The sequence below is a fragment of the Novosphingobium profundi genome (assembly GCF_020524485.1).
Classification (GTDB): domain Bacteria; phylum Pseudomonadota; class Alphaproteobacteria; order Sphingomonadales; family Sphingomonadaceae; genus Novosphingobium; species Novosphingobium profundi_A.
The window spans coordinates 818,493-845,397 of the sequence record NZ_JAIVLF010000001.1; the positions used below are offsets into that span (position 1 = coordinate 818,493).

Annotated in this window: 22 protein-coding genes; 8 read left to right on the top strand and 14 right to left on the bottom strand. The window is 66.5% G+C overall.

The features are described from left to right. Positions 1-15 precede the first annotated feature (15 nt). Genes LC060_RS03535 through LC060_RS03545 form a run of 3 tightly spaced genes read right to left on the bottom strand, consistent with a single transcriptional unit; the run spans position 16 to position 3,517 of the window. Positions 16-1,725 (bottom strand): long-chain-fatty-acid--CoA ligase, encoded by a 1,710-nt coding sequence (locus LC060_RS03535; RefSeq protein ID WP_226632758.1) that lies wholly within the window; start codon positions 1,723-1,725, stop codon positions 16-18. Beyond that, entirely contained in the window at positions 1,725-3,023 is a 1,299-nt protein-coding gene (locus tag LC060_RS03540) for an OmpP1/FadL family transporter (RefSeq protein WP_226632760.1), read from the bottom strand. The genes LC060_RS03535 and LC060_RS03540 overlap by 1 nt, the downstream gene beginning before the upstream one ends. A 59-nt stretch (positions 3,024-3,082) precedes the next feature. Next, the gene (locus LC060_RS03545) at positions 3,083-3,517 is read right to left on the bottom strand and encodes a DUF2147 domain-containing protein (RefSeq protein WP_226632761.1); all 435 of its coding nucleotides are present in this window, start codon (positions 3,515-3,517) and stop codon (positions 3,083-3,085) included. Between the two features lie 224 nt (positions 3,518-3,741). On the opposite strand from LC060_RS03545, the gene LC060_RS03550 reads away from it, so the two are divergent. From LC060_RS03550 to LC060_RS03560, 3 genes are read left to right on the top strand one after another with little or no spacing between them, the layout of a single operon-like run. Next, positions 3,742-4,878 carry a thiolase family protein gene (locus LC060_RS03550; protein WP_226632763.1) on the top strand — a complete coding sequence of 379 codons (1,137 nt, stop codon included), beginning with the start codon at positions 3,742-3,744 and terminating at the stop codon, positions 4,876-4,878. Next, a complete protein-coding gene (locus tag LC060_RS03555; RefSeq protein WP_226632765.1) occupies positions 4,875-7,199 on the top strand; it encodes a 3-hydroxyacyl-CoA dehydrogenase/enoyl-CoA hydratase family protein in 2,325 nt (774 codons plus the stop codon). Before LC060_RS03550 ends, LC060_RS03555 begins: the two co-directional genes overlap by 4 nt. Positions 7,200-7,251: 52 nt before the next feature. Continuing rightward, entirely contained in the window at positions 7,252-9,042 is a 1,791-nt protein-coding gene (locus tag LC060_RS03560; protein WP_226632766.1) for an acyl-CoA dehydrogenase C-terminal domain-containing protein, read from the top strand. Between the two features lie 121 nt (positions 9,043-9,163). On the opposite strand, the gene mdoH is transcribed toward LC060_RS03560, so the two are convergent. The 4 genes from mdoH to LC060_RS03580 are packed head-to-tail and all read right to left on the bottom strand — an operon-like array spanning position 9,164 to position 15,200. Further along, a complete protein-coding gene (gene mdoH, locus LC060_RS03565; RefSeq protein WP_226632768.1) occupies positions 9,164-11,008 on the bottom strand; it encodes a glucans biosynthesis glucosyltransferase MdoH in 1,845 nt (614 codons plus the stop codon). Further along, positions 11,005-12,579, bottom strand: coding sequence for a glucan biosynthesis protein (locus tag LC060_RS03570; protein WP_226632769.1), 1,575 nt, complete (start codon positions 12,577-12,579; stop codon positions 11,005-11,007). Before LC060_RS03570 ends, mdoH begins: the two co-directional genes overlap by 4 nt. 46 nt (positions 12,580-12,625) lie before the next feature. Next, a complete protein-coding gene (locus LC060_RS03575; protein ID WP_226632770.1) occupies positions 12,626-13,834 on the bottom strand; it encodes an efflux RND transporter periplasmic adaptor subunit in 1,209 nt (402 codons plus the stop codon). Next, on the bottom strand, positions 13,827-15,200 hold the full coding sequence (locus LC060_RS03580; RefSeq protein WP_226632771.1) for a TolC family protein: 1,374 nt from the start codon (positions 15,198-15,200) through the stop codon (positions 13,827-13,829). Before LC060_RS03580 ends, LC060_RS03575 begins: the two co-directional genes overlap by 8 nt. A 164-nt stretch (positions 15,201-15,364) precedes the next feature. Between LC060_RS03580 and LC060_RS03585 the strand changes: the two genes are divergently transcribed. From LC060_RS03585 to LC060_RS03600, 4 genes are all read left to right on the top strand, one after another. Then, complete coding sequence (locus LC060_RS03585; protein ID WP_226632772.1) at positions 15,365-15,781, top strand: secondary thiamine-phosphate synthase enzyme YjbQ; 417 nt, start codon at positions 15,365-15,367, stop codon at positions 15,779-15,781. Between the two features lie 21 nt (positions 15,782-15,802). Continuing rightward, positions 15,803-16,651: a cytochrome b/b6 domain-containing protein gene (locus tag LC060_RS03590; protein WP_226632773.1), complete on the top strand. Its 849-nt coding sequence runs from the start codon at positions 15,803-15,805 to the stop codon at positions 16,649-16,651. Further along, on the top strand, positions 16,648-17,433 hold the full coding sequence (locus LC060_RS03595) for a molybdopterin-dependent oxidoreductase (protein WP_413465084.1): 786 nt from the start codon (positions 16,648-16,650) through the stop codon (positions 17,431-17,433). Before LC060_RS03590 ends, LC060_RS03595 begins: the two co-directional genes overlap by 4 nt. 260 nt (positions 17,434-17,693) lie before the next feature. After that, positions 17,694-19,208, top strand: coding sequence for an alanine/glycine:cation symporter family protein (locus LC060_RS03600; RefSeq protein ID WP_226632774.1), 1,515 nt, complete (start codon positions 17,694-17,696; stop codon positions 19,206-19,208). Positions 19,209-19,322: 114 nt separating this feature from the next. Here the strand turns inward: LC060_RS03600 and LC060_RS03605 are convergent, their stop codons facing one another. From LC060_RS03605 to LC060_RS03620, 4 genes are all read right to left on the bottom strand, one after another. Beyond that, complete coding sequence (locus LC060_RS03605) at positions 19,323-19,523, bottom strand: hypothetical protein (RefSeq protein WP_226632776.1); 201 nt, start codon at positions 19,521-19,523, stop codon at positions 19,323-19,325. A gap of 134 nt (positions 19,524-19,657) precedes the next feature. Continuing rightward, positions 19,658-20,977: a UDP-N-acetyl-D-mannosamine dehydrogenase gene (gene wecC, locus LC060_RS03610; RefSeq protein WP_226632778.1), complete on the bottom strand. Its 1,320-nt coding sequence runs from the start codon at positions 20,975-20,977 to the stop codon at positions 19,658-19,660. Continuing rightward, positions 20,961-22,094, bottom strand: coding sequence for a non-hydrolyzing UDP-N-acetylglucosamine 2-epimerase (gene wecB, locus LC060_RS03615; protein WP_226632780.1), 1,134 nt, complete (start codon positions 22,092-22,094; stop codon positions 20,961-20,963). Before wecB ends, wecC begins: the two co-directional genes overlap by 17 nt. Before the next feature lie 240 nt (positions 22,095-22,334). Continuing rightward, positions 22,335-22,961, bottom strand: a complete 627-nt coding sequence (locus tag LC060_RS03620; RefSeq protein ID WP_226633612.1) for a spermidine synthase — start codon at positions 22,959-22,961, stop codon at positions 22,335-22,337. A 316-nt stretch (positions 22,962-23,277) separates the two neighbouring features. Here LC060_RS03620 and dcd point away from each other — a divergent pair, with 316 nt between their 5' ends. Beyond that, positions 23,278-23,832, top strand: a complete 555-nt coding sequence (gene dcd, locus LC060_RS03625; RefSeq protein WP_226633614.1) for a dCTP deaminase — start codon at positions 23,278-23,280, stop codon at positions 23,830-23,832. Here the strand turns inward: dcd and LC060_RS03630 are convergent. The 3 genes from LC060_RS03630 to hisC form a co-directional block, all read right to left on the bottom strand. Continuing rightward, positions 23,813-24,604 carry a transglutaminase-like domain-containing protein gene (locus LC060_RS03630; RefSeq protein ID WP_226632782.1) on the bottom strand — a complete coding sequence of 264 codons (792 nt, stop codon included), beginning with the start codon at positions 24,602-24,604 and terminating at the stop codon, positions 23,813-23,815. The genes dcd and LC060_RS03630 overlap by 20 nt on opposite strands. Before the next feature lie 69 nt (positions 24,605-24,673). Continuing rightward, a complete protein-coding gene (locus tag LC060_RS03635) occupies positions 24,674-25,600 on the bottom strand; it encodes a prephenate/arogenate dehydrogenase family protein (RefSeq protein ID WP_226632783.1) in 927 nt (308 codons plus the stop codon). After that, entirely contained in the window at positions 25,597-26,715 is a 1,119-nt protein-coding gene (gene hisC / locus LC060_RS03640; RefSeq protein WP_226632785.1) for a histidinol-phosphate transaminase, read from the bottom strand. Before hisC ends, LC060_RS03635 begins: the two co-directional genes overlap by 4 nt. Between the last annotated feature and the right edge of the window lie 190 nt (positions 26,716-26,905).

Consider the following 26,905-nt stretch of genomic DNA (forward strand, 5'->3'; position numbering starts at 1 on the left):
CCGGCTCCAGCGCGTTCACGCCGCTTCCCCGGTTTCGCCGCGGCGCGCCTTTTCCTCGGCGACGAGCTCTTTCTTGGAAAGCTTGCCGACAAGGGTCTTGGGCAGGGAGTCTCGAAATTCGATCGCGGAGGGCATCTCGATCTTGTTAAGCCGTTCGCGCAGGAATTCCAACAGTTCCTCGTCCGAAAGCGTATCACCGGGGTGCAGCGCGACGAAGGCCTTGGGGGCCTGCCCGCGATAGGGATGGGGAATACCGATCACGGCGGCCTCGTTCACCATCGGGTGCTCGTAGATCGCCTCCTCGATGATGCGCGGGTAGACGTTGTAGCCCCCGCACAGGATCACGTCCTTGATGCGGTCGACAAGGAAGAGATAGCCCTCCTCATCGACATAGCCGATGTCACCGGTGCGCAGCGCGCCGTGGGTGAAGGTCTTTTCGCTTTCCTCCGGGCGGTTCCAGTAACCGGACATGACCTGGGGGCCGCGCGCGCAGACTTCGCCCTTTTCGCCGACTGCGCACAGGCGCTCCAGATTGTCGGGATCGCGGATTTCGATGGTCGTGCCGGGGAAGGCGGGCCCGCACGAGTTGTCCTTGACCTCCCCCTCGAGCGGGTTGCAGGTGATGATCGGGCTGGCTTCGGAAAGGCCATAGCCTTCCACCACGCGCACGCCGGTGCGTTCCTCGAACGTGTGGCGCACTTCCAGCGGCAGCGGCGCGCCGCCCGAAATGCACACCCGCACGCTGGAAAAGGCACCGTGGGTCTCCTCGCCGTTCAATGCGGTGTAGAGCGTGGGCACCCCGAAGAACTGCGTCGGCTTGGTGCGCAGCGCGGTCTTGAGGAAGGACTTCATCTCGAAGCGCGGCAGGAGGATCATCTCGGCCGCGGTGTCGATCGAGTAGTTGAGGACGGTCGTCAGCGCGAAGACGTGGAAGAGTGGAAGGACGCCCAGCGTGCGCTCCTGCGTCTCGGGCATGTGGCCCACGTGGGCAAGCATCTGCGCCGAATTGGCGGTGAGGTTCGCGTGGGTGAGCATCGCGCCCTTGGGCACGCCGGTGGTGCCGCCGGTGTACTGCAGGACGGCGAGGTCATCGGGATCGCGGGCGACCGGATCGGGCGCGACGCGGCGCGCGACAAGATCGTCGTAGGCGATGAAGCGCAGGTCATGTTCGGGGAAGGGCACGATGTCGCCGCGCTTGAAAAGCAGGAATGCGCCGCGCTTGAGCGAAGGGAGGGCGTCGGCAAAGGAGCATACGACGACGCGCTTCAACTGGTGCTTGCCGAGCAGGTCGGCGACCTTGGGCATGGAGACCTGGAGGTCGGCGGTAACCAGAATCTCGCAGCCCGAATCCTCGACAAGGTGCGCCATCTCGCGCTCGGTGTAGAGCGGGTTGAAGTTCACCACCACGCCGCCCACGCGCAGGATCGCGAAATAGAGGATTACGTAATAGGGCGTGTTGGGCAGGCACAGGCCGACCCGCGTGCCCTTGACGACGCCCAGATCCTGAAAACCGCGCGCCGCACGCTGCGCGCGTTCGCCGATCTCCTCGTAGGTCCACTTGCGGCCCATGAAGTCCACGGCGTGCCAGTCCCCGTGGACCTCGACAGCGTGGTCGAGCAGGTCGGTCAGCAGGCGCGGCGCGATGGGGGGCATCTCGTCCGCCGCGGGGAGGGAGGAAGTCTGTGCCAGGCGGTCCATGCCGCCCATCTGCGCCGCGCGTGTCATCAGAAGGTCATCCTTGCGCCAAGAGAGAAGACGAGGGCGGAGGCATCGGTCAAGGTGCCGTCCACCAGGATCGGCGTCTGCGCGGGTGTTCCCGCGTAAGAGGCCGTGGTGCGGTCGATCGGCGCGTCCTCGAAGCTGATGTACGAGGCGGCGAAGTCCACCGTCAGGTTGCGCGTGGCCGCGTAGCTGGCACCGGCCGAGAAGTTCAGGCGGTCGCTGTCGGGCACGCGCGCGTCGCGGTGGCCATCGCGCGTGGGCGTCTGTCCGTACTGGACGCCGCCGCGTACCGTGAGCTTGGGGTCGAGAGCGTAGTCGAAGCCACCCGCAAGGCTCCAGATGTCGCGGTAGCCTTCGGGGATCGAGGTGTTGATGGGCGCGCCCAGATCAATCGAATCGAACTCGCTCCAGCCCACGCGCACCGCCTGGAAGTTGAGCGTGAGATCGGGCGTCGCACGGTAACGGACCGAACCGATCGCCTGCCAGGGCGTGGAGAAGGTCGCGCTGGTCGCCACTTCCATGTTCTGGCCAGCGAGCGGCCCCAGCAATCCCGAATTGGTAAGCGTACCGTCGAGCTTGTGCTTGATCGCCGACTTGTAGGCGAGGCCAAGCGAGACGGGGCCGCGGTGCATCTGCGCGCCGACCGACCAGCCCGTGTTCCAGCCATCGCCCTTGAGGCGCTGGTGCCCATCGGGCAGCGCGGCGGAGAGGTTGGGCAGGTAGTTCGAGAGTTCGGCCTTGGCGTGCTGGACGTTGAGGCCCGCGCCCAGATGAATGCCCGGGGCCAGTTCGACCGCGATGGTCGGCTGGATGTCGATGGTGCGCAGCTCGGTCTTGTCGGCGGTGTAGCGCGCCCAGCTGTCTTCCGAATAATCGGTGGTGAAGTTGTAGGGGGCGCTGACCGCAAGGCCGAAGGCGACCTTGCCAAAGCCATAGGCAATCGCGCCGGAGGGCAGGACGCCGGTGTTGATCGGGTCCTTGGCGACCGGATCGCCGCCAACAGGGGCTGGCGCGGTGCCCGGGCGCACGATCAGCGTGTTCTCATCGCGCACCTTGCCGCGCGGCAGGATGGCGCTCGCGTGGAGCGAAGCTTCGCCCCCTTCCATCCCGGCAATGGAAGCCGGGTTCCACCAGATGGATTCGACGCCCGTATCGGCCGCTTCGCCTGAAAACGCGCGGCCCTGTGCGCGCACCGACTGCTCCTGAAGATAGAAACCTTGCGCATGGGCCGTGTGTGCTGCGCCCAGGGCGCCCAGCGATACCGCCGTGCAAAGGGCGACCCGCCCTGTCATTCGTGTCATGTGTCTTCTCTCCCAAGAAGGATATTTTGTTGTCGTGGTACGTTAACGCGTGAAGGGGCCTAGTCGATCCGCGTCCAGGTCTGGGTCTTGCACAAGGGCCACACGATGCAGCCCTTGAGCTTGAGCGTGTCGGGTCCTTCAAGCGAGATCGTGGCCTTGTAGGTGCCCCCGTCTTCGGGGTTGTAGATCGAGCCCTTTTCCCACTTGTCGCCGTCCTTCTCGAAGCCGCCGATGATCTGCAGGCCCATCAGCTTGCGGTCCCGCTTGGCTTCGTCCTTGTTGTTGACGTCGCGCAGGTTCGGGTTCTTCTTCAGGTTGTCCGAGCTGACGAGGCGGCCGCAGATCGAGGCGCCGCAGCGCGAGATCTCGATGGTGCCGTTCTTCGATGGGGTGCGCCAGGTGCCGAGCGCCGAATCGGCGCTGGCCGCCTGCGCAGGTGCGGCCAGGCCAAGCCCGGCAGCAAGCGCAAGAAGCGCGGATTTGCTGGTGTGCATGCGCAATCTTTCATCCTCTCTCTTCCCACGGTCTCGACCGTGACCCGGGTTGGGAACCGGGCCACGGCCTGCCGTGTTGAGGATTTGATAGCGCACATTTTGCTTGACGTATAGGGAAAGAATTGCACCCTTAGGGAAGACATCGACAAGATTCAGATCCGGACGTTGACGGAATCGCCGCAAGAGGGATTCGAACGAACCGGGTTCGCCTGTGGAGAGAATGCATGGATAGCGTCGTCATTGCGGGGTACGCCCGCTCCCCCTTTCACCTGGCCAACAAGGGCGCGCTGGCGCGCGTTCGTCCCGATGACCTGGCGGCGCAGGTCGTGCGCGGCCTGATCGCGAAGACCGGCGTGGAAGCCGCCGACATCGAGGATCTCATCGTGGGTTGCGCCTTTCCCGAAGGCGAACAGGGCCTCAACGTCGCGCGCCTGATCGGCCTCCTTTCGGACCTGCCGCTCTCGGTCGGCGGGATGACCGTCAACCGTTTCTGCGGCTCCTCGATGAGCGCGATCCACATCGCCATGGGCCAGATCGCCGTGGGTGCGGGCGAGGCCTTCATCTGCGCCGGGATCGAATCGATGAGCCGCGTGCCGATGATGGGCTTCAACCCGATGCCCAACCGTGCGCTCGCCGAAAAGTCGGCCGCCTACATGGGCATGGGCGAGACGGCTGAGAACGTCGCGACCAAGTACCAGATCCCGCGCGCCGAGCAGGAAGCGCTTGCCGTGGAAAGCCAGAAGCGTGCGAGCGCCGCGCGCGATGCGGGCAAGTTCGTCGACGAGATCGTGCCCATCGAGACCAGGGATGGTCTGGTCGAGCAGGACGGCACCATTCGCGGCGGCACCACCGCCGAGGATCTGGCCGGGCTCAAGCCCGCGTTCGACGCCAAGGGTTCGGTGACGGCGGGCACCTCCTCGCCGCTGACCGATGGCGCGAGCGCGGTGCTCGTCACCACGGAAAGTTATGCCAGGGCGCATGGCCTCCCGATCCTGGCCCGCATCAAGTCGGTCGCGATTTCGGGCTGCGCGCCCGAAACGATGGGGCTTGGGCCCATCCTCTCCAGCCAGAAGGCGATGGAGCGCGCCGGGATCACGGCAGCGGACCTCGACGTGGTCGAACTGAATGAGGCCTTCGCCTCGCAGGCCATCGCCTGCATCAAGGACCTGGGCCTCGATACCGCGAAAACCAATATCGACGGGGGCGCCATTGCCATCGGCCATCCGCTCGGCGCAACCGGCGCGCGCATTGTCGGCAAGGCGGCCTCGCTGCTGAAGCGCGAGGGGGGAAAGTACGCGCTCGCCAGCCAGTGCATCGGCGGCGGCCAGGGCATCGCCACGGTTCTGGAGGCGGTGGAATGACCCAGCCCATCCAGAAAGTCTGCGTGATCGGGGCTGGCACCATGGGCGCAGGGATTGCAGCCCAGGTTGCCAACGCCGGTGTCCCCGTGCTCCTGCTCGACATCGTCCCCAAGGATGCGACCAACCGCAACGCCATCGCGCAAGGCGCGGTCGCCAAGATGCTCAAGACCGAGCCCGCCCCCTTCATGTCGAAATCGGCGGCCAAGTTGGTCGAGACCGGCAATATCGAGGACGACCTTGAGAAGGTCGCGGACTGCGACTGGATCATCGAGGCGGTGATCGAGCGGCTCGACATCAAGCAGGGCCTTTACGAAAAGCTTGAGGCGCTAAAGAAGCCGGGTACGGCGGTCTCGTCGAACACCTCGACGATTCCCCTTGCGAACCTTGTCGAGGGACGCTCGGAGGCCTTCAAGGCCGACTTCCTCATCACCCACTTCTTCAACCCGCCGCGCTACATGCGCCTCATGGAGATCGTGACCGGCCCGGCCACGGCACCCGATGTGGCCGCCAAGGTCGAGGAATTTGCCGACGTGAAGTTGGGCAAAACGGTGGTTGCGGCCAAAGACACCCCCGGCTTCATTGCGAACCGCATCGGCACCTTGTGGATCCAGCTTGGCCTCAACGCCGCGTTCGACATGGGGATCTCGGTGGAGCTGGCCGACGCGGTGGCGGGCAAGCCCATGGGCGTTCCCAAGACCGGCATCTTCGGCCTTGTCGATCTGGTCGGCATCGACCTCATGCCGCATCTTCAGGCCAGCCTCACCTCGACGCTGGCCAAGGACGACCCCTACCAGGCCATCGCGCGCGACATTCCGCTCATCCAGAAGATGATCGCGGACGGCTACACCGGTCGCAAGGGCAAGGGCGGGTTCTACCGCCTCAACAAGGAGAAGGGCCGCCAGAAGGAGGTCATCGACCTTGCCTCGGGCGAGTACCACGCGGTTACCTGTCCAGCAGGCCCGCGCGGCGCTGCGGCCAAGGGCAACCTGCGCAAGCTGGTCGAGACCAAGGGCGAGATCGGGCAGTATGCATGGGCGATCCTGGGCGGAACGCTGGCCTACGCGGCGAGCCTCGTGCCCGAGGCGGCGGATGACGTGGTCGCCATCGATGATGCGATGAAGCTGGGCTACAACTGGAAGCAGGGCCCCTTCGAGATGATCGACGTGCTGGGCGCGGCCTATCTCGCCAAGCGCCTGGAGGAGGACGGCCAGCCGGTTCCCGAGATCCTGAAGGTGGCGGGGGATCGCTCGTTCTACCGTGTCGAGAACGGCGTGCGCCAGTTCCTTGGCCTTGACGGCGAATACCACGATATTGTGCGCCCCGATGGCGTGCTGCGGCTTGCCGACGTGAAGCTGGCCTCCCAGCCGATCCTCAAGAACGCCTCGGCCGCGCTCTGGGACATCGGCGATGGCGTCGTCGCGCTCGAATTCACGGGCAAGATGAACGCTTTGGATGGCGAGGTGATGAAGCTCATCACCAAGGCGCTGCCGCTCGTCCAGGAGAAGTACAAGGCGCTCGTGGTCTACACCGATGCCGACAACTTCTCGGCAGGGGCGAACCTGGGCCTTGCCATGTTCGCGGTGAACATCGCGGCCTATTCGGAGATCGAGAAGCTCGTCGCGGGCGGGCAGATGGCCTACAAGGGCCTGAAGTACGCCCCGTTCCCGGTCGTCGGCGCGCCAGCGGGCATGGCGCTGGGCGGGGGCTGCGAGATCCTGCTCCACTGCGATGCCGTGCAGGCCCATGCCGAGCTCTACACCGGCCTCGTCGAATGCGGTGTCGGGCTGGTGCCCGGCTGGGGCGGCAACGGCGAGATGCTCCTGCGCGCACGCAACGCGGCAAAGATGCCCAGGGGGCCGATGCCACCCGTCGCCAAGGTCTTCGAGACCGTCTCGACCGCCACTGTCTCCAAGTCGGCCGCGCAGGCCAAGGAAATGCTCTTCCTGCGCCCCGATGACGGGATCACCATGAACCGCGACCGTCTGCTCTACGATGCCAAGCAGAAGGCTCTGTCGTTGGTGGAGGGGTACACCCCGCCCGAGGCTCCCGAGTTCCGGCTCCCCGGCGACAGCGGCCGGGTCGGCCTCTCGATGGCGGCAGAAGGCTTCCACAAGCGTGGCCTTGCGACCGAGTACGACCTCGTCGTCTCGGACGCCCTGGCCGAGGTCCTGACCGGCGGCGAGGCCGATCTGGTCGACACCGTAAGCGAGCAGGAACTGCTGAAGCTGGAGCGCGACGCCTTCATGAAACTGGTGCGCGAGCCGCGTTCGATCGCCCGCGTCGAGCATATGCTCGAGACCGGCAAGCCGCTGCGCAACTGAGTGAAAATAACAGGGGGACGCGCGCTGCGTGTCCCCCGCGAGGAGAGTTGAGATGCAGGTATACGAGGCCCCCTTGCGCGACATGGCGTTCGTGCTGAACGAGCTTCACGCCGACGACGGGTTCGGCGATCTGGAGGCGCTGTCCGAATTCACGCCCGACCTTACCGGCGCCATTCTGGAAGAGGCGGCCAAGGTCGCGCAGGAAGTGCTTCTGCCCCTGAACCGCAGCGGCGACATCGAAGGCTGCACGCTGGAAAATGGCGTCGTACGCACGCCCAAGGGGTTCAAGGAAGCCTACGACATGTTCCGCGAGGGCGGCTGGTGTGCGCTTGCCTCGGATCCCGAATGGGGCGGGCAGGGACTTCCCGAAGCGGTCAACAAGCTGACCGAGGAGATGATCTGCTCGGCCAACCTTTCCTTCAGCCTTTACCCTGGCCTGACCCACGGCGCGACAACCGCGATCGAGGGCTATGCCAGCGACGAATTGAAGCAGGCCTACCTGCCGAAGATGGTTTCCGGGGAATGGTCGGGCACCATGTGCCTGACCGAACCCCACTGCGGCACGGACCTTGGGATGTTGCGCACCAAGGCCGTGCCGCAGGATGACGGTTCGTACAAGCTCACCGGCGCGAAGATCTTCATCTCGGCGGGCGAGCATGACCTGACCGAAAACATCGTCCACCTGGTCCTGGCGCGCATGCCCGATGCCCCTCCGGGCGTGAAGGGGATCAGCCTGTTCCTGGTGCCCAAGTACCTGCCCAAGGACGATGGCACGCCGGGCGCGGCCAACGGCGTCTCGGTCCAGGCCATCGAACACAAGATGGGCCTCAAGGCCTCGGCCACCTGCCAGCTCAATTTCGAGGACAGCGTGGGCTGGCTCGTGGGCAAGCCGCACAAGGGCATGGAAGCCATGTTCACGATGATGAACACCGAGCGCGTCTCGGTCGGCATCCAGGGGCTGGGCGTGGGCGAGGCGGCCTACCAGTCGGCGGTGTGGTATGCGAAGGACCGTGTGCAGGGCCGCTCGCTCTCGGGCGTCAAGAACCCCGATGGCCCGGCCGATCCGATCATCGTCCACCCCGACGTGCGCCGCATGCTGATGACGATGCGCGCCTACAACGAGGGCAGCCGTGCGATTGGCGCCTGGGTCGCCCGCGCGCTCGATGCCGAGCGCCATTCGAGCGATCCTGAGGTCAAGGCCCGCGCGCAGGACTTCATCGCGCTGATGACCCCGGTCGTGAAGGCGCTCTTCACCGACCTTGGCCACGAGGCGGCGCATCTCGCCGTCCAGGTCTATGGCGGGCACGGCTATATCGCGGAGAGCGGGGTTGAGCAGTTCGCCCGCGATGCGCGCATCGCGATGATCTACGAGGGCACCAACGGCATCCAGGCGCTCGACCTTGTCGGGCGCAAGATGCCCGCGCACATGGGCCGTTATCTGCGTTCCTTCTTCCACCCGGTTGCCGCTTTCGTCGAGGCGAACAAGGAGGATGCAGACTTCGGCAAGATGATCGAGGGGCTGGAAAAGGCCTTCGGCGCGCTCCAGCTTTCGACCGGCACGATTGCCCAGAAGGGCATGAAGGACCCCGAGGAGGCCGCTGCCGCGGCCACCGACTACCTGCGCCTGATCGGTCTTGTCGCGATGGGCTATACCTTCGCCAAGGCCGCGCTCCTCGCGCGCGCCAAGCTTGCTGAAGGCGCCGAGGATGCGGCCTTCTACAAGGCCAAGATCACGACCGCGCGCTTCTTCTTCGACCGCCTGCTGCCCCAGGCAACGGCGGCGTTCCTCGCGATCAAGTCGGGTAAGAGCTCGATGATGGAATTGGAGGCAGACGCCTTCTGACACTCCTCCCTGTTCCCGCCGCAGTCCTGCGCGGCGGGATAAGGATGGGCCAACCGGTCGGGTCGCGCCAACCGAAAGGAGAACACCCGGGATTGCCTGCAAGGGCGGTCCCGGGTGTTCGTTATGGGGCGTGGCTGGTTTCCGGGCTGGTGTGCGCAGCGGCGGGCACGGGATGCGCGCGCTTCTCGGCCTGGTCGTCGATGGTGGGATCGGGGACCTTGAAGAGCCGGGTGGGCTTTTCCAGCGCACCTTGCGAGGAATGCGAGGTCAGGCTGATGAACCAGGGCGAGGCAAGCAGGCCCAAAGTCAGCGGGGAGAGCCAGATCGCGGTGACCGGATCGAGGAAGGCGGTCGCGGCGAACAGGAGGCCAAGCGCGAGGTGCTCGCGAAGGTCGGGGATGATCTCGCGCACCGAGATGCGCCGCGCCTCGCGCGCCTGCGTCGACCAGCCTGCCGAGATACCGAAGAGCAGGCCCATCAGCGCCTTGGTCTGGGTGACCATGGTGATCGGCGCGAAAAGGACAGCGAGCGGGACTTCGGCCGCCACCGAACGCAGGATCGTGCCCGTTCCGCCAAAGGCCGCGCGGCGCTTGGCATCGGAAAGCATCCAGACAAGACCCATCGCCTTGGGCCCGAACAGCAGCACAACGGTCAGCCACAGCACGCTGGGCGGCGCGGTGCCGACGAACCCGGCGCCCATTTGACCTGCCGTCTGCGCAATGGTGACAATGAGCAGCAGCAGCCAGCCGGGCGAGGTCAGGTAGGCCGAAGCGCCCACCAGCAGGTGCAGACGGTGCGTCCAGGTGAGCCCCGAACTGGCGAGGAGCTGAAGGTGCTGCAGGTTGCCCTGCATCCAGCGCCGGTCGCGGATCGCCATGTCGACGACGGTGGGGGGGAACTCCTCGTAGGAGCCGCCGATCATCACCATGTGGACCGCCCAGCCGCGGCGGCGCAGCAGCGCGGATTCGAGCATGTCGTGGCTGAGAATGTGCCCGCCGAAGGGACCCTTGCCCGCCAGTTCGGGAAGCCCGCAGCTCTCCGCAAAGGCGCGCGTGCGCACGATGGCGTTGTGGCCCCAGAAGTTCGATTCCGAACCTGACCACCACAGCAGGCCCGCCGACGCGATGGGGCCGTAGGCCTCGCTCGCGAACTGCATCCAGCGCTGGAACAGCGTGCGCGCGTTGATGATCATGGGGACCGTCTGAAGGAGGCCGATGGAGGGGCGCTCCTCCATGATGGAGGCCATGCCCACAATCGAATCCCCGCTCATCATCGAATCCGCGTCGAGCACCAGCATGCACTCGTAGGCCCCGCCGAAGCGGCGCACCCATTCGGCGATGTTGCCGGGCTTGCGCGCGATGTTCTTCTCGCGGCGGCGGTAGTAGACGTTGATCGGCGCCTCGGCGGCGACCTCCAGCCACTCGGCGTATTCCCGCTTTCCGGACAGCTCGTTGGAATCGGACAGCACGAAGAAGTCGATCCACGGCGCGCCGCCCGCCTTCTCGATGGAGCGGGCCATGGCGCGCACGCGCGCGAAGACCTCTTCCACGCTCTCGTTGTAGACGGGCATCAGCACCGCGGTACGTTTGGAGAGAGACTGCGCGGGGCTGGGGATCGCGGTGAAGCCGGGGTGCTCGCCCGAGATGAGCTTGAGGAAACCCACCGTCGAACTCACGAAGCCGAAGGCGATCCAGGTGAACAGCGGAATGAAGAAGACCAGAAGCGCAACCTCGAAGGCATCGAGCCCGTCGCGCGAGAAGGCAAAGCGCAGCTCGCTCGACGCGGCAAGGCCGATCACGGCGGTGAGCGTGATCAGGAGGAGGCGCTTCATCGCCATGCCCGGCGGCTGCGTCTTCACCTCGATGGAGCCCGGCGGCGGGCCATCGAGGCGCTGGATCGGCATCTCCAGCGGCGCTTCCTCGGGAAGCGGACGCGGGGGCTGCGCGGGCGGCGGGGCCATGGTCATACGTTCAAGGTCTTTATCACGGTTTCGGACAGGGCGTTCTCGCCCTGCCTCAGGAACAGGCGCAGGTCCATCGGGTTCCCCCGTCCTTGCGCGTCGCTCATGCGCACGTCGAGCTTGACGCGCCAGGTGTTCTCCTGGCCGACCACCGGGTGGACCTCGCGCGCGAGGATTGCCTCGGGCGGCGCTTCGGCGACAACCTCGACCCCGCTCGAACGGTCGAGCCCGGCCAGCGAGGGCCCTCTAAAGTCGAACACGAACTTGCGCGCGCCCGCAATCGCCGGGCCATCGGCCAGACCGGCCTTGCCCTGCCAGTCGTTGACGCACCGGGCGATGGCGCTCTGGCTGGGATCGTCCGAGGTCCAGGTCAGACGATAGCCGAAGGCCATCTCGTCGCCCTTGCGCACGGGCTTCGCCGGGGTCCAGAAGGCCGCGACATTGTCCTGGTTCTCGTTGTCGGTGGGCATTTCATAGAGCCGCACCGCGCCCTTGCCCCAGTCCGAGGTCGGCTCGATCCAGAGCGAGGGGCGCTTGTCGTACCAGGAGCCATCGTCCTGGTAATGGTCGAAGGTCTGGTCGCGCTGAAGCAGGCCAAAGGCGGACGGATCATCGGCGGTAAAGCTGAAGGTGATCGGGTGGAGCGCGTTTTCCAGCGGACGCCAGACCTGCTCGCCGTTGCCCGCGCGGATCAGCAGGCCGTCGCTGTCGTGGACTTCCGGGCGCCAGTCGGGCCCGCGCGGCGGGCGCGGATAGGAGCGGCTGGCCTGGTCGAACCAGAACATGCTCGACATCGGCGCGATGCCCAGCTGCTGCACGTCCTTGCGGACGAACAACTGCGCCTTCACGTCCTGGACCACGCCCGCATCGCCGCCCCCGCGCGTGTCGATGCGGTAGGCACCTGCGACCGAAGGGCTGTCGAGAAGGGCATGGATCACGAAGTGGTCGGCGCCCGCCTGCTCGATCCAGAAGTGGGTGAAGCGGGGAAATTCCTCGCCCGAGGCCAGACCGGTGTCGATGGCAAGGCCGCGCGCGGAGATACCGAACTGGTCGCGTGAACCCGAGGTGCGGAAATAGCTGGCGCCCATGAAGGAGAGCCAATCGGCGTGGCCATCGGCGGCCATCACCCGAAAGCCCGCGATGTCGGCCTCTTCTTCGCCGACGAAGAGGCTGGAATTGTCGACCACGGGCCGGGCCAGACCATCGCGCACGATGTCGATGCCCACCGCATAGGGGGAGACGGCGGTCGCGGTCGGAAAGAAGCGCACGACGTCGGCCACGGCATGGGCATCGCCGTAGGTAAGGCGCGCCAGGGTGTCGAAGTCCTGCGCCGCGCGGGGCGAGACTTCCGGCGTCTGATAGGCGGCCCTGGCAAGCGCGCGGGCACGCTTTACAAGAATTTCCCACGAGAACGGCTCGGGATCGCCCAGCATGGCGGCGGGCTCGGCTGCGGCCAGCGCGGCGCGCGGAAAGGCACCCCCGGCAAGGACCGTGGCCAGCCCCAGCAGCAGGCCGCCTGCCTCGCGGCGATTGAGCGGGAGGCGGGCAGGAGTCTTGGAAGAGGATTTGGTCAGCATAAGGCTCGTGAACTCCGGTCTGGTGCCCCCGGTTTCATGGCTTGCGTCAGGTCCCTGTTGCGGCGGGCGCCTGGGGCGCCTCGCGCCAGCCGATGATGACATCGTCACCGGCCTCAAGCTGCGACGAGAACACCTCGGTGCGCCCGCCGTCGCTGCCCCCCACGGTCACGAAAACGCGGCGCGGGTTGCCATCCTCTCCCACGAGGTAGATCGAATCGCGTCCGTCCATCGCCTCGCCCGCGTTGTCCGGGCGGAACTCCAGCGCGGCGTCGGGAACGAGCAGGACGTTGCTGCGCGGGGCCAGTGCCACCTCGACGCGCGCGGCCATGCCCGGCTCGACGCCTTGGGTTTCGCCGGTCAGACGGAAGTGCGCCACGCGCTGGCCGCTCGCATCCTCGATCCGGTCGAGGACGGCGGTATGGGCGGCATCGGGCTGGGCTTCGAGCCGCACGCTGGCTTCGGCGCCCGGCTCCAGCGCCATCGCCGCCTTGCTGGCAAGCGGCACGCGCAAGGTCAGCTGGCTGCCCGGGTGGACCAGCGTGAAGAGAAGCATGTCCTGCAGCACGCCCTGGCCCTGGCTGAGATCGTGGACGACGACCTTGCCGTCGAACGGCGCGCGGATCACGCGGCCACGGGCGCGCTCCTTCTCGGCCTCGACGTCGCTTTGCGCGGCATCGCGGCGCCCTTGCGCGGCGGCAAGGCCCTCGCGGGCGCGGCGGGCGTCGGCGCGGGCGCCTTCCATTTCGTTGGTGGAGGGCACACGGTGGTCGGATTCGCGCCAGACCCGCTCGAAGCGGGCCAGACGTGTCGATGCCTCCGAGACGGAGACTTCGGCTGCCGCGACATCGGCCTGCGCCGAGGCCAGGCGCGCCTCGTGGGCGGCGAGCGTCTCATCGCCGCCGGGGGCTTCGATGCGGGCAAGGACCTGTCCGTACTTTACCGTATCACCGGATTTGACCGGCAGATCGGCGAGGCGTCCGTCGAGGCGCGCGCGGATCGGCAGTTCCTCGGCGCCGTGGACCATGCCCGCTTCGGAAAGGCGCGGCACGAAGTCGCCGCTTGTGATGCTGGCGATGTAGTAGGGATCATCGTTGCCCGCCACGAAGCGCACGAAGAGCGTGGCAATCGCGATGACGGCAAGGACGAGGACGACAAAGCTGATGAGCTGGCGGCGGCCCCGGCGGGGCGCTGCGCCCAGGAAGGTGTCGAGCGAGCTGTCCGTGCTCTCGGTACCAGGCGTTTCGGGATTACTCACAGACCAGCACCTCCGGGCCGTCGGCGGGTGGGGCCGGGGGATCGAGGTCGGCCTCTGACCAGCCTAACCCTTGTGCATCCCAGTTGCCGATGGTCGCCTGTGCGCGGGCCGAGCGCGCGGAAATGCGCGCGTCGCCCAGCTTGCGCATGGCGTCCTCAGCGACATAGAGCGTGGCCATGGTGCCGGTGCCGGTGCGATAGGCCAGGCGCGCGTCCTCGACCGTGTCTCGGGCCCGGCTCATGGCCGCGTCCAGCTTGGTCTGCCGTTCGGTCGAGAGCGCCATGCGGTTGCGGCTGGTGGCGAGTTCGTCGAGCGCGGCGTCGCGCGCTTCGCGCCACTGGCGGACCACGGCGCGCGCAGGTGTTGCGGTGTCGGCTTCGGGAAGCGCAGCAGGGTCCTTCAGATCGGCCAGCGCGGCGGCGAGGTCCTCGTCGCTTACCTTGCTTTCGATCAGATGCGCGATGAGGCGGCGTTCGAGCGCGAGCAGGTCCGCGCGCCGCGCAATGTCCTCCGGTGTGGTCTCTTCGGGCGGGAGCGCGCCAATGTCGGGCACCTGTCCAGTTTCGCCGAGCTTGGCTTCCAGCGCTGCGTCGCTGAGGCCGACCAGCTGCGCGAGCGCATGGCGGCTGTCCTCGTAGCGGGTCTGGAGCGTGCCGATGTCATCGTTGCTGGCCGCCAGTGCGGTCCCGGCAAGGCCCGTATCGACGCCCGAGACGAGGCCCGCTTTCTCGCGGAAGGCGGCGATCTCGGCGTTGTCGCGGGTGGCGGTGAGAGTTTCTTCGCGCGCGTCCAGCATTTCCTGCAATTCGCGCGTCGCGATGTAGCTGCGGGCGATCCGTGCGGCGAGGTCGGCGCGCCGGTCGGCATAGGTGAAGGCGCGGGCGGCTTCCTCGGCGGCGTCGACATCGGTGCCGCGGGTGTCGAACAGGCGCCCGATGCGCGTGTCGATGCGGCGTGCGTGCGAACGTGCGCGCTCGTTGGCGCGGCGCAGCGAGAGCGCCTGGCAGGTAAGGTCGCGGTTCTGCGCAAGGCCCGTCTCGACCAGTTCGGCGAGCAGCGGATCGCCCGCGCTGCGCCACCAGTAGAGCTCTGTCGGTTCGCGCGCGGCGGCGGGCATCGGCGCCAGCGTGGAGGCGGGCGTGGTGCGCTCGGTGGTGCCCGCGCAGGCGGACAGGGCCAGCGCGCAGGTCAGCGCAAGAGCGGCAGGAGCAAGGGAAGGGCGGGGGAAGGGGGACTTGCAGGCGTAGGGCACGATGCTGCGATAGCGAAATTGCTTTCCAAGGCAATCGCCCATGCGGAAAAACCCCGCGATGCGCGAGGCCTGTTCGACCGACCGTGCCGGGCGTGAGGCCCGATTGCCTTCCATCAAGGTGAATGCCCCCCAGAGCTTGCGCGAAAACTTCGGAACGCAGCGGCTCCGGCTCTTGGGGTTAGACACATGGAGACCGCAAATGGTTCCGCCGACTGGTCAAAAATGCACGAAGCGGGGTGCTTGCAGGCGCGGGCGGGCGCAGGCACACAGGGCAGATCATGAAACAGGCAAGCGACATTCTGACTTTTGCAACCGCCGGGTGCGGTCTTGTCGAGATCACCCGCGAAGTGGCGGACTGGGCGCGCGGCGCGCAGGTGGAGCAGGGCTTGCTCACGCTGCTGTGCCGCCACACCTCAGCCTCGCTGCTGATCCAGGAAAACGCGGCGCCCGAAGTGCGCCCGGACATCGTCGACTGGCTGGAGCGCCTCGCACCCGAAGGCCCCCACTACCGCCATGACGACGAGGGGCCCGATGACATGCCCGCGCACCTGCGCGCCATTCTGACTGGCGTGAACCTGCAGATCCCTATCGTGCAAGGCCGTCTCGCGCTGGGTACCTGGCAGGGCATCTACCTTGCCGAGCACCGCCGCCGCCCGCACCACCGGCAAGTCGCCGTTCATCTGATCGGCGCATAACAGGGATACGAAGGAGCAAGCGTGGCAGGCACCCAGACACAGGAGAGCGGGCAAGATGGCGGCGAGGTAATCCTGCGTCACCGCCTCTCCACGCGGTTGTGGCACGCGCTCAACGCGCTGACCCTGCTCGTTCTCCTGATGAGCGGCCTGATGATCTTCAACGCGCACCCGCGCCTCTACTGGGGCGAATACGGTGCGAACTACGACGCGCCCTGGCTCAAGGTGTCCTCGGCGCGGATGGGCACCCGCGAGTTCGGTTTCGTGCAGATCGCCAACTCCCGCGTCGAGACTACCGGCGTGCTGGGATTGTGGGAGGATCAGGACGGGCGCCAGCAACGCCGCGCCTTTCCCTACTGGATGACGCTGCCCTCGCGCTACAGCCTGGCGCTCGCGCGGATCTGGCACCTGGCCTTTGCCTGGGTGCTCGCGCTGGGGCTGCTCGGCTATCTCCTCTGGTCGCTGGTGAACGGCCATCTGAGGCGCGATATTCATATCACGCGCCGCGAATGGCATCCGCGCACGCTCTGGCAGGACGTGAAGGCCCACGCGCGGCTGCGCTTTCCCAAGGGAGAGGCGGCGCGGCATTACTCGGTCCTGCAGAAGCTCGCCTATGCCGGTGTGCTCTTCATCCTGTTGCCGGGGATGATCGCAACGGGGCTTGCCATGTCGCCGGGCACGGACGCCTGGGCGCCGTTCCTGACGCAGCTTGTGGGCGGGCGCCAGACCGCGCGCTCGCTGCACTTTCTCTTCGCTTTCGGCCTTGTTCTCTTCTTTGCTGTTCACATGGCCATGGTGGTGCTGGCAGGCCCTCTCAAGCATCTGCGGGCCATCGTGACCGGACGGATGCGACTTGAGGAGGAAGCCTCGTGAGCCGGATCCTGCGCCCCCATGGCGGTCTTGCCCTCTCGCGCCGGGGCCTTCTTCGTGGGGGCGTCGTGGCGGCAGGCGGCCTTGCCCTGTCCGGGTGCGATGACCTGTGGCGCGCGGACGCGGCCAAGGATGTCCTCACCCGTGCCGAGGATCTGCACCGCTGGAGCCAGCGCACCCTTGGCGGCGAGGCGCTGGCGCGCGAGTACACCCGCGCCGACCTCTCGCCGCGTTTTCGTGCCAACGGCAGTCGGGGCGTGGCCGATGCCGCCTACCGCCGCCAGTTGGGCGAGGGCTTTGCGGGCTGGACCTTGCGCGTCGAAGGTCTGGTGGCTCGCCCGCTCGATCTCTCGCTCGCCGCGCTTCAGGACCTGCCCCAGCGAAGCCAGATCACCCGGCACGACTGTGTCGAGGGGTGGAGCGCGATCGGCCAGTGGCAGGGCCCCCAGCTTGGTGGCCTGCTCCGGCTCGCCGGGGTGTCCGAGAAGGCGCGCTACATCGTCTTCCATTGCGCGGACCTCTATCACGGACGCCCCTACTACGAATCGATTGATCTGGCCGATGCCTTCCATCCCCAGACGATCCTCGCCTGGCAGATGAACGGCGCCCCGCTTGAAGAGGCGCACGGAGCGCCCTTGCGCCTGCGGGTCGAGCGCCAGCTGGGGTACAAGCACGCCAAGTTCGTGACCCGGATCGTTGCTGTGGACAGCCTCCAGGGCATCTACGGGGGCAAGGGTGGGTACTGGGAAGACGTGGGCGACTACGCCTGGTACGCCGGAATCTGAGCGGCGCGGGCGATCCTGCCTGCGCGGCTGCGACGGAAAATTCGGTTTATGCGCGCTGCGCATGGGGAATCGTGCGCGGGCGTGTCTTCAAACCTTCATAAACTTTCGAAAGTCACGCAAATTGCCGCTTTGCGCTGCTGGACGGTTGCGCAAGCGGAGATGTCCTTGCACATTCGCCCGGTTCTCGCTCGATATCCGGCGGGGGTGCGCAGGCGCGTGGGCGCTGCGCACAGGGGGTTGCAGACTGGAGACTAGCACGAATGGATTCGTTGACCGTTCTGGCCGCGGCAGGGCAGGCGCCCGGTGAGCCGAGCCTGATCGACCGCATCACCAACATCTCGGATTTCATCTGGGGTGGCACCTGGAACGGGGAGGAAGTGCTCCCGTTCCCGCCCATGGTGATCGTGCTCCTGGGCATTGGCCTCTACATGATGATTGGCCTGCGCTTCTATCCGCTGCGCAAGCTGGGCAGTGCCTTTGCCGGGCTCTTTGCCAAGAGCCAGAAGGGCGAAACCGGCGAGATCAGCCCGTTCGCCGCGCTGTCCACTGCGCTTTCGGGCCAGGTTGGCACGGGCAACATGGCCGGTGTCGCGACGGCACTGGCGCTGGGTGGTCCCGGCGCGATCTTCTGGATGTGGGTGACCGCGCTCATCGGCATGGCGCTGGCCTTTGCCGAGGGCTCGCTTGCCATCCGTTACCGTGAACGTGGTCCGGACGGCAGCTGGCGCGGCGGTCCGATGACCTACATCGTGCGCGGCCTCGGGCCGGGCTGGACCTGGCTGGCGGTGATCTTCTGTATCGGGGCGCTGTGCTCCACCATCATCACCGGCAATGTCATCCAGTCGAATGCACTGGCCGATTCGATGAACGAGCTGTTCGGCATCGAGGAGTGGCTGGGCGGCCTGATCGCGGCCGTGCTGGTCTTCGTGGTCATCGTCGGCGGCATCAAGTCGATTGGCGCAGTGGCCGAAAAGGTCGTGCCGTTCATGGGCCTGGCCTACTTCGTGATGGCGCTGATCGCGCTCATTCTCGATGCGCAGGACATTCCCGAATCCTTCGCCCGCATCTTCAACGGCGCCTTCTCGCCGCAGTCGGCGATGGGCGGCTTTGCCGGGGCTGGCGTCCTCATCGCGCTGCGCGCTGGCGTTGCCCGCGGCCTCTTCTCGAACGAGGCCGGACAGGGCACCACCCCGATGGCGCACGCCGTTGCGCAGACCCGCGACCCGGAAGTCCAGGGCCGCATGGCGATGATGGGCACTTTCCTCGACACCATCGTGATCTGCACCATGACCGCGCTGGTGATCCTGACCGTGGAGGGCGATTTCACCGCTGGCGGACAGGCCGTGGCGCACGCCTGGCAGTCGGATCTCACCGGCTTTGCGATGACTTCGGGCGCCTTTGCAGCCGCGTTCCCGACCCTCATCGCCGGTGTCCCGCTGGGCTCGGTGGTTGCCTCGATTGCGCTGATCATGTTCGTGTTCTCGACCATGCTGACCTTCAGCTATTACGGCGAGCGCACGATCACCTTCCTCTACGATCTGGTCCCGGGTTCGAGCGCGCGCGGCGAGAAGATCCTGCACATGCTCTGGCGGGTGATCTACTGCGTGGGCGTGGTGATCGGCGCGGCGCAGCCGCTCGAGCTGGTCTGGCGCATGGGCGACATCTCGAACGCTTCAATGGCGCTGCCCAACCTTCTGGCGGTGGCGTTGCTCTCGGGCACGGTGTTCCGCATCGCCAAGGGCAAGGAAAAGCCTTCGGGCATCGATCCGTCCTGATCCAAGGCGTGCGGCGTGGGCCTTATCCGCGCCGCACCCTCCCCGCTTGCACACAAAAAGGCGCGCCGCAGACAGCTCCGCAGCGCGCCTTTTCCTTAAGGTCGGTGCGGCGTGTCAGCGCCCGGGCAGACGCTCGACTGAGCCTTCGGGGGAGATGGCAAGATCGGGATGCAGGGCGGTAATCGTCTCGCTCATGCGGTCGAGCGCGGACTGGACGAAAGCGGCCTCCACGAGGAACTCGCGTTCGTCGAGCAGGATGAGGGCTTCGCGAAGCAAGCCATGTGCGCGAGCGATCTTGTCTTGTGCCTGGTCCATGCAACGCCCCGATTAATTTTTTGCAAGGTTGCCGGTGACTAGGGCTTTTACCTTAGTCCTGCAAATATAAATCTAACCCATTTTGGATGAATAGGGCAGTAACAAGTTAACGGACGCAGAATTTAGTCGAAATCCTAGAGCGCAAGCTTGAGCCTGGCGGCCTCCTCGCGCACCGCGCGCGGCTGGTCGGGCCAGATGCCACGCGTGTCGTAGACGAGCTTTTCGGCCCGTTCGGCCAGTGGCACGACCTTGAACACGTCGTGGTCGACCAGGACCACGAAGATGTCGCAGGTTTCCAGCGCCTCGTCGATGTCGATCTGTGCGACGCCGGTGTCGGTGAACTCGATCGGGAGTTCCTCCGCATAAGGCTCGACCACGTGGATGCGCGGGCCGAACTTGCGGACAAGGCGGCTGGTGATGAAGCGCGCCGGGCTCTCGCGAAAATCGTCGATGTTCGCCTTGAAGGCAAGGCCCAGGCACGCGACCTTCGCATCCGGGTGTGCCTCGATCAGGCCCTCGGCCTTGGCGATGACATGGTGCATCTTGTGGTCGTTGACCCCGCGGGCGGTGCGGATGAGCGGCGTTTCCTCGGGCGCGCCGTGGACGATAAACCAGGGGTCGACCGCGATGCAGTGCCCGCCCACGCCCGGCCCCGGCGTCAGGATGTTGACGCGCGGGTGGCGGTTGGCAAGACGGATCACTTCCCAGACATCCAGCCCCATCGCGTCCGAAACGATCGAAAGCTCGTTGGCAAAGGCGATGTTGACGTCGCGGTAGGCGTTCTCGACAAGCTTGGTCATCTCGGCCGAGCGCGCGTCGGTGGTGACGCATTCGCCGCGTACGAAGCGCTTGTAGAAGGCGAGCGCCTTGCGCGCGCAGCGCGGGGTGATGCCGCCGATCGAGCGGTCGTTGTTGGTCAGTTCCTCCAGGATGCGCCCGGGGAGGACGCGCTCGGGGCAGTAGGCGATGGAAATGTCGGGTGTCTCGTGCGTGAGGCCCGGGATCTTGAGATCGGGACGGGCCTTGGCGATGAGATCGCGCAGCTCCTCGGTTGTCCCCACAGGAGAGGTCGATTCCAGGATGACCGTGTCGCCGTGCTTGAGGACAGGCGCGATGGTGCGTCCGGCTTCCAGGACATAGGAGACATCGGGCGCGTGCTTGCCCCCGTCCGCACCGTCCTTGTGGAAGGGGGTGGGCACCGCGATCACGAAGACATCGGCGGGCGTAACCTCAGTCGAGGCGGAGAGGAGCCCGCGCGCGACCACGCCCTGGACCAGGCCGTCGAGATCGACTTCCTCGATGTGGATTTCGCCCCGGTTGATCGTGTCGACCACGCTTTGCGAGACATCGAGGCCCAGCACCTTGCAGCCCGCGCGCGCGATCACCGCGGCGGTGGGAAGGCCGATGTAGCCAAGGCCGACGACGCAGACGCTGGGCTTAGTTTCCGACTTCATGTGCAATGTGCTCCAGGATTTGGCGTGCGGCGGTCCCGTCCCCGAACGGATTGTGCGCGCGCGCCATGGCCTCGTACGATCCCCTATCGTCGAGCAGGGTTGAGATTTCGGAAACGATGCGCGCCGGCGCCGTTCCGACCAGTTTGGCCGTTCCCGCCGCAACGCCCTCGGGCCGCTCGGTCGTCTCGCGCATGACGAGGACCGGTTTGCCAAGGGCGGGGGCTTCCTCCTGCACGCCGCCCGAATCCGTCAGCATGATTTCGGCCAGGGTGAGCAGGCGGGCAAAGTGCGGATAGTCGAGCGGTTCGATCAGCGCGACGTTGGCAAGGCCCGCGAGCCGGGCGTTCATCACCGCGCGCACGTTGGGGTTGAGGTGGACCGGAAAAATGACGGCGGTGTCGGGCCTGGCGGCGATTTCGCGAATGGCGGTGGCGATGCCTTCCATGCCCTCGCCGAAATTCTCGCGCCGGTGGCTGGTGACACCGATGATCCGCTTGCCGGAAAAGCGCTCTTCCAGCTCGGCAAGGCCTTGCGCCAGTTCGGGGCGTGCGGCGATCTCAGCGGTGACCCAGTGCAGCGCATCGATCACGGTGTTGCCGGTCACGTGGACGCGCGCGGGATCGACGTTCTCCTTCACCAGCGCACCTTGCGCGGTGGTGGTGGGCGCAAAGTGCAGGCTGGCCAGCGACCCGATGATCTTGCGGTTCACCTCTTCGGGCCAGGGGTGGTAGATGTTGTAGGAGCGCAGCCCCGCCTCGACATGGTCGACCGGGATCTGGCGGTAGTAGGCCGCAAGGCCGCCCGCCATCGCGGTCGCCGTATCGCCCTGCACGATGACCCGGGCAGGCCGCACCGTGTCCATGACCGCACCGAGCCCGGTCAGGAGCCGGGCGGTCAGCGCATCGAGGCTCTGGTCGGGCTGCATCACGTCAAGATCGTGGTCGGGCACGATCCCGGCGATTTCCAGGACCTGGTCGAGCATCTGGCGATGCTGGGCCGAGACACAGACCACGCATTCGAAGCGCGGGTCGGCCTTCAGCGCGTGGATGACGGGGAACAGCTTGATCGCCTCGGGGCGTGTGCCGAAGACGACGAGAATGCGGGCGGGCTGCGTCATGAGACGGGCTGTATCAGCGGAGTGTTAAGCAGGGAATAAGCATTCGCCGATTGGGGGCGAATGGATTGGTGACGCTTCAAAGTCAAAAGGACGAAGTTGGAAGAAGAAGGACCAAGGGGCCATCGCCCCTTGACCCCGAAACGGGATACCTCACGAGTCTCGCCAGAGGTGGCGCAAGGAAGGTGAGGTGGGCGGTTCGGGGAGGCCGAGGGCGGTGGCCCTCGGACTTGCTCTTATGACTTACGCCGCAGGCTTGCGGGCGAACCACAGGGTATGTGGGTAGGACGTGCCGCTGGGACGCGAGCCGACGGTGCGGGCGGTCACGGCAAAGCCAGCCTCCTCCAGACGCGTGGTGAAGGCAGGATCGAACCAGGCCGACCAGACCGCGAGGATACCGCCCGGGCGCAGGGCGCGCAGCGAGCCTGCGAGGCCCTCGGGCGAATAGAGCCCGTCATTCTGCCAGCGGGTGAGGCCTTCGGGGCCGTTGTCGACGTCGAGCAGGATCGCATCGTAACCCTCGCGCGCGGCGCCGATCAGCATGGCGACGTCATCTTCCACGACCATCACGCGCGGATCGTCGAGGCAGCCGTCGGTGAGTTCGTGCATGGGCCCGCGCGCCCAAGTGATGATCTCGGGCACGATCTCGGCCACGCACACGCCAGCATCTGCGGGCAGGGCCGAGAGCGCGGCGCGCAGGGTGAAGCCCATGCCATAGCCACCGATCAGCATCTGCACGCCCGGACGGCCCGAAAGCATGTCGCAGGTCATCACGGCCAGCGCCTCTTCCGAGGCATTGGCCTCGGTACTCATCAGCTCGGTGTCTTCGAGCAGGATGGTGAAGGCATCGCCGTGCTGGACGAGGCGCATCTCCACGCCCTCGGGCACGAAGGCGGTGCCCAGCAGCACGTCGTTGCTGGTGTCGATGGGGCCGGTGTCGGTGGGAGCCGTGGCGGTGGATTGGGAAAGGGCCATGCGCAATTGAGGTCCTGCCGTGTAAGCAAGAGCGCGGCGCGTCTCTCAGCCGGGACATGCCTACACGATGATGGCCCCGATCCCCTCCGGCATGGGCGAGGCGGGGGAGGATGGCAATACATGGTGGCCCAAAGGACAAATCGGCTGTGGATGGGGAGCCATGCACCAGTTCTGCTTGCTCCTTGCCGCGGCCTTGGGCATGCACGCGCGCATGGCAATTCTGAGCGACAAGTGGATTCGGCAGCAGGCCCGCGAAAACGGCATGATCGAGCCGTTCGTGGAGGCCCAGCGCCGCGATGGCTGCATCTCCTACGGGCTTTCGTCCTATGGCTACGACGCGCGCGTGGCGCCCGAGTTCAAGATCTTCACCAACGTCGATTCCGCGATCGTCGACCCCAAGGATTTCGCCAGTAATTCCTTCGTCGACCGCGAGACCGACGTCTGCGTGATCCCACCCAACTCCTTTGCGCTCGCGCGTACGGTTGAGTACTTCCGCGTGCCCAAGGACGTGCTGGTCATCTGCCTTGGCAAGAGCACCTATGCGCGCTGCGGCATCATCGTGAACGTCACTCCGCTGGAACCGGGCTGGGAAGGGCACGTCACGCTCGAATTCTCGAACACGACGCCGCTGCCCGCGCGCATCTACGCGAACGAGGGCGCCTGCCAGTTCCTGTTCCTCAAGGGCAACGAGCCGTGCGAGACCAGCTACGCGGACCGCGCGGGCAAGTACATGGGCCAGCGCGGGGTTACGCTCCCGCGTCTGTGATCCGGCGCACGGCCACGCTCTGGCGGACAAGTTCGAGCTGGCCGTAACTGGTGAGAAACGAGGCATCGGCGGCATCGCGCCCGATGCCGATCTTGGCCATTTCGCTGGCCTTGGCCATTCCCGTGCTGTCGACCAGGTGCCAGCACCCGTTGAGGAAGACTTCGGCGACCGCGTGGAAATCGGGCGGATCGACGTCGGGTCCGTAGACGCTGGCAAAGCGCGCGGGGATGGCGCTCGCCCGGGTGAGCGCGATCATCAGGTGCGCATAGTCGCGGCACACGCCCTTGCCGGCGTGGAATGTGTCGGCAGCCGTGGTCTGGGCATCGCTCGCGCCCGGTTCGTAGGACAGCGTCGCGGCAATCCAGTCGCGAATGGCGGCGACGCGCGCGCCGCCCTGTGTGCCCGGAAAAGTCTCCTCGACAAAATCCTGGAAGGTGTCGGCCGGGCAAAAGCGCGAGGCCATGAGGTAGTCGACCGTCTCGCCCGGCAGCATATGCGGCGGCGTTGCGGGCAGGGGCTCGATCTCGGTGACGAGGCGGTGGACCTCGACCTCGGCGGTGTAGCGCACGTGGAGCGGCTGGTCGGTGCGCAGCCAGATCCGCTCGCCGATGCTGGCCTGACCCGGCACGCGGGCGAAATGGTCGCTGGGAGGAAGCTCGATATACGGCGCGCGCACCAACTGTTCGGGGATCATCGCCGCCTCGATCTGGAGGAGGATGTCGGCCGTGCCGGACAGCGCGTAGTGAAGCTCGGTCTCGATCGCAATTGCCATGGGGCCCCTCGCGCCGCAGCGGATTTCTCACCGCTCAATGCGCGAGGGGCGCGATGGCTCCGCAGCCGGTCAGCTTTTCTTTGTCTTCTTCACGTGGTCGCTGCGTCCGAAGTCGGGGCGCGAGTCGTCCTGGCCTTCCTCGATGATTGAGCGGCGGATGGCGCGGGTGCGGGTGAACTGGTCGAACAGGGCCTCGCCATCGCCCACCCGGATCGCGCGCTGGAGCGCGGTCAGGTCCTCGGTGAAGCGCTGGAGCATGGTCAGCACCGCTTCCTTGTTGGACAGGAAGACGTCGCGCCACATCGTCGGGTCCGAGGCGGCGATACGCGTGAAGTCGCGGAAGCCACCCGCCGAGTACTTGATGACCTCGCTTTGCGTCACGTCCTCCAGGTCCGAGGCCGTGCCCACGATGGTATAGGCGATGAGGTGGGGCAGGTGGCTGGTGACGGCAAGCACGAGATCGTGGTGCTCGGGCGACATCAGTTCCACGTTGGCGCCCAGCGTCTCCCAGAATTCGACCAGCGTGGTAAGCTTCAGGAGATCGGTGTGTTCGGGCGGGGTGACGATGCACCAGCGGCCCTGGAACAGCGAGGCGAAACCGGCGTCGGGGCCGGAATTCTCGGTACCCGCAACGGGGTGCGCGGGGATCACGATGTGATCGGGCAGGGCCTGCGCCAGGTCCGCGGCGATACGCTTCTTGGACGAGCCTACATCGCTGACGAGGCATTCGGGCGGGATCGCCTCGCGCAAGGGCCTGGCCGCCTTGCCGATGGCGCCCGGCGGCACGCAGAAGATGACGAGTTCGGCCTCGGCCACCGCTTCCTCGGCGCTCTCGCATACCGTGTGGCACAAGCTGCGCTCGGCCGCCCGGGCGCGCGTGACGGGATCGAGATCGTAGCCGGTGACGCGCGCTTCGGGCAGGTATTCCTGGATGGCGAGGCCGATCGAGCCCCCCTGCAGGCCCAGCCCGATGATCGCGATCTGCGAAAAGGTCATCCGGCCGCCTCCGCTATTTCGGCGAGCGCCTCGGCCATGGCGTCCATGTCCACGCGCTTGCCGATGGTGAAGCGCAGCGCCTGGGGCAGGCCCTGGCCCGGCAGCCAGCGCACGATGTAGCCGCGCTCGGCAAGGCCGTTGTAGGCCGCCTCGGCGCTGAGCGAGCCCTCGAACAGGACGAGGACGAAGTTGGCCTGGCTCGGCAGCGGACGCAGGCCGTGATTGCCCAGAGCCTCCAGCTTGCCGACGAAGCGCGCGCGCTCCTCCAGATTGTGCGTGAAGCTGCGCTCGATGAACGCGGTGTCGCCAAGCGCAGCGAGAGCGCTCGCCTGCGCGGTGACCGAGACGTTGAAGGGGCCGCGGATGCGGTTCAGCGTGTCGATGATGGCAGGTGCCCCGGTGCCCCAGCCCACGCGCTCCCCGGCAAGACCGAAGATCTTGGAGAAGGTGCGCGTGACAAGGACGTTCTCGTGCGTGGCGGCAAGCGCAAAAGCGCCGTCCTCATCCTCGGCGGGGACGTATTCGCCATAGGCCTGGTCGATCACCAGCAGCACGTCGGAGGGAAGCGCGGCGTGCAGGCGCGCGATCTCGCCCTTGGGCAGGTACGAGCCGGTCGGGTTGTTCGGATTGGCAAGGAAGACCACGCGGGTCTTCTCGGTGACGAGGCCGAGCAGGGCATCGACGTCGGTGCCGTAGTCCGCATCGGGCGCGACGACGGGCACCGCGCCGCAGCGACGTGCCGCGATGTCGTAGACCGCAAAGCCATAGCGTACGTAGATGACCTCATCGCCCGGCCCGGCATAGCCTTGGGCTGCAAGGTTCAGGATCTCGTCCGAGCCGGTGCCCATGACGACGCGCGCAGCCTCAAGGCCATGGCGCGCGGCAATCGCCTCGCGCAGCGCGCGGCTGTCGGGATCGGGGTAGAGCGAGGGCGGTACCGTCTCCTGGCGGGCGGCGAGGGCGGCCTCGCTCGTGCCCAGCGGGTTCTCGTTCGCCGAGAGCTTGATCAGCGGCTTGCCATCGGCTCCGGCCGACTTGCCCGGGACATAGGCATGGATCGCCTTGATCCACGGCTTGGGGGCAGGGGCGGGCTTGGACGTCGTGGTTTCGCTCATAGTGCGCGCGCCTTTACCCCAGCCATGGCGCGATTGCACCTGTCATTTCGACAAGCCCTGCGCTGTGCGCGGTGCAGGTGCGAGAAAGATGAGAGAAGTTTCAACTCTGTTCGCAGTCCGAACCCTGTTTCGGGTCAAATGTTCGCATTTTTCCGCAGAAAATCAGCTTCCTGCAGGGGCTTCGCAGGTG

Bases quoted from the DNA above. Each gene is read 5' to 3' on its own strand.
- LC060_RS03535 (WP_226632758.1), bottom strand. From the start codon at position 1,725: ATGACACGCGCGGCGCAGATGGGCGGCATGGACCGCCTGGCACAGACT.
- LC060_RS03540 (WP_226632760.1), bottom strand. From the start codon at position 3,023: ATGACACGAATGACAGGGCGGGTCGCCCTTTGCACGGCGGTATCGCTG.
- LC060_RS03545 (WP_226632761.1), bottom strand. From the start codon at position 3,517: ATGCACACCAGCAAATCCGCGCTTCTTGCGCTTGCTGCCGGGCTTGGC.
- LC060_RS03550 (WP_226632763.1), top strand. From the start codon at position 3,742: ATGGATAGCGTCGTCATTGCGGGGTACGCCCGCTCCCCCTTTCACCTG.
- LC060_RS03555 (WP_226632765.1), top strand. From the start codon at position 4,875: ATGACCCAGCCCATCCAGAAAGTCTGCGTGATCGGGGCTGGCACCATG.
- LC060_RS03560 (WP_226632766.1), top strand. From the start codon at position 7,252: ATGCAGGTATACGAGGCCCCCTTGCGCGACATGGCGTTCGTGCTGAAC.
- mdoH (WP_226632768.1), bottom strand. From the start codon at position 11,008: ATGACCATGGCCCCGCCGCCCGCGCAGCCCCCGCGTCCGCTTCCCGAG.
- LC060_RS03570 (WP_226632769.1), bottom strand. From the start codon at position 12,579: ATGCTGACCAAATCCTCTTCCAAGACTCCTGCCCGCCTCCCGCTCAAT.
- LC060_RS03580 (WP_226632771.1), bottom strand. From the start codon at position 15,200: ATGGAAGGCAATCGGGCCTCACGCCCGGCACGGTCGGTCGAACAGGCC.
- LC060_RS03585 (WP_226632772.1), top strand. From the start codon at position 15,365: ATGAAACAGGCAAGCGACATTCTGACTTTTGCAACCGCCGGGTGCGGT.
- LC060_RS03600 (WP_226632774.1), top strand. From the start codon at position 17,694: ATGGATTCGTTGACCGTTCTGGCCGCGGCAGGGCAGGCGCCCGGTGAG.
- LC060_RS03605 (WP_226632776.1), bottom strand. From the start codon at position 19,523: ATGGACCAGGCACAAGACAAGATCGCTCGCGCACATGGCTTGCTTCGC.
- wecC (WP_226632778.1), bottom strand. From the start codon at position 20,977: ATGAAGTCGGAAACTAAGCCCAGCGTCTGCGTCGTCGGCCTTGGCTAC.
- wecB (WP_226632780.1), bottom strand. From the start codon at position 22,094: ATGACGCAGCCCGCCCGCATTCTCGTCGTCTTCGGCACACGCCCCGAG.
- LC060_RS03620 (WP_226633612.1), bottom strand. From the start codon at position 22,961: ATGCGCCTCGTCCAGCACGGCGATGCCTTCACCATCCTGCTCGAAGAC.
- dcd (WP_226633614.1), top strand. From the start codon at position 23,278: ATGGCAATTCTGAGCGACAAGTGGATTCGGCAGCAGGCCCGCGAAAAC.
- LC060_RS03630 (WP_226632782.1), bottom strand. From the start codon at position 24,604: ATGGCAATTGCGATCGAGACCGAGCTTCACTACGCGCTGTCCGGCACG.
- LC060_RS03635 (WP_226632783.1), bottom strand. From the start codon at position 25,600: ATGACCTTTTCGCAGATCGCGATCATCGGGCTGGGCCTGCAGGGGGGC.
- hisC (WP_226632785.1), bottom strand. From the start codon at position 26,715: ATGAGCGAAACCACGACGTCCAAGCCCGCCCCTGCCCCCAAGCCGTGG.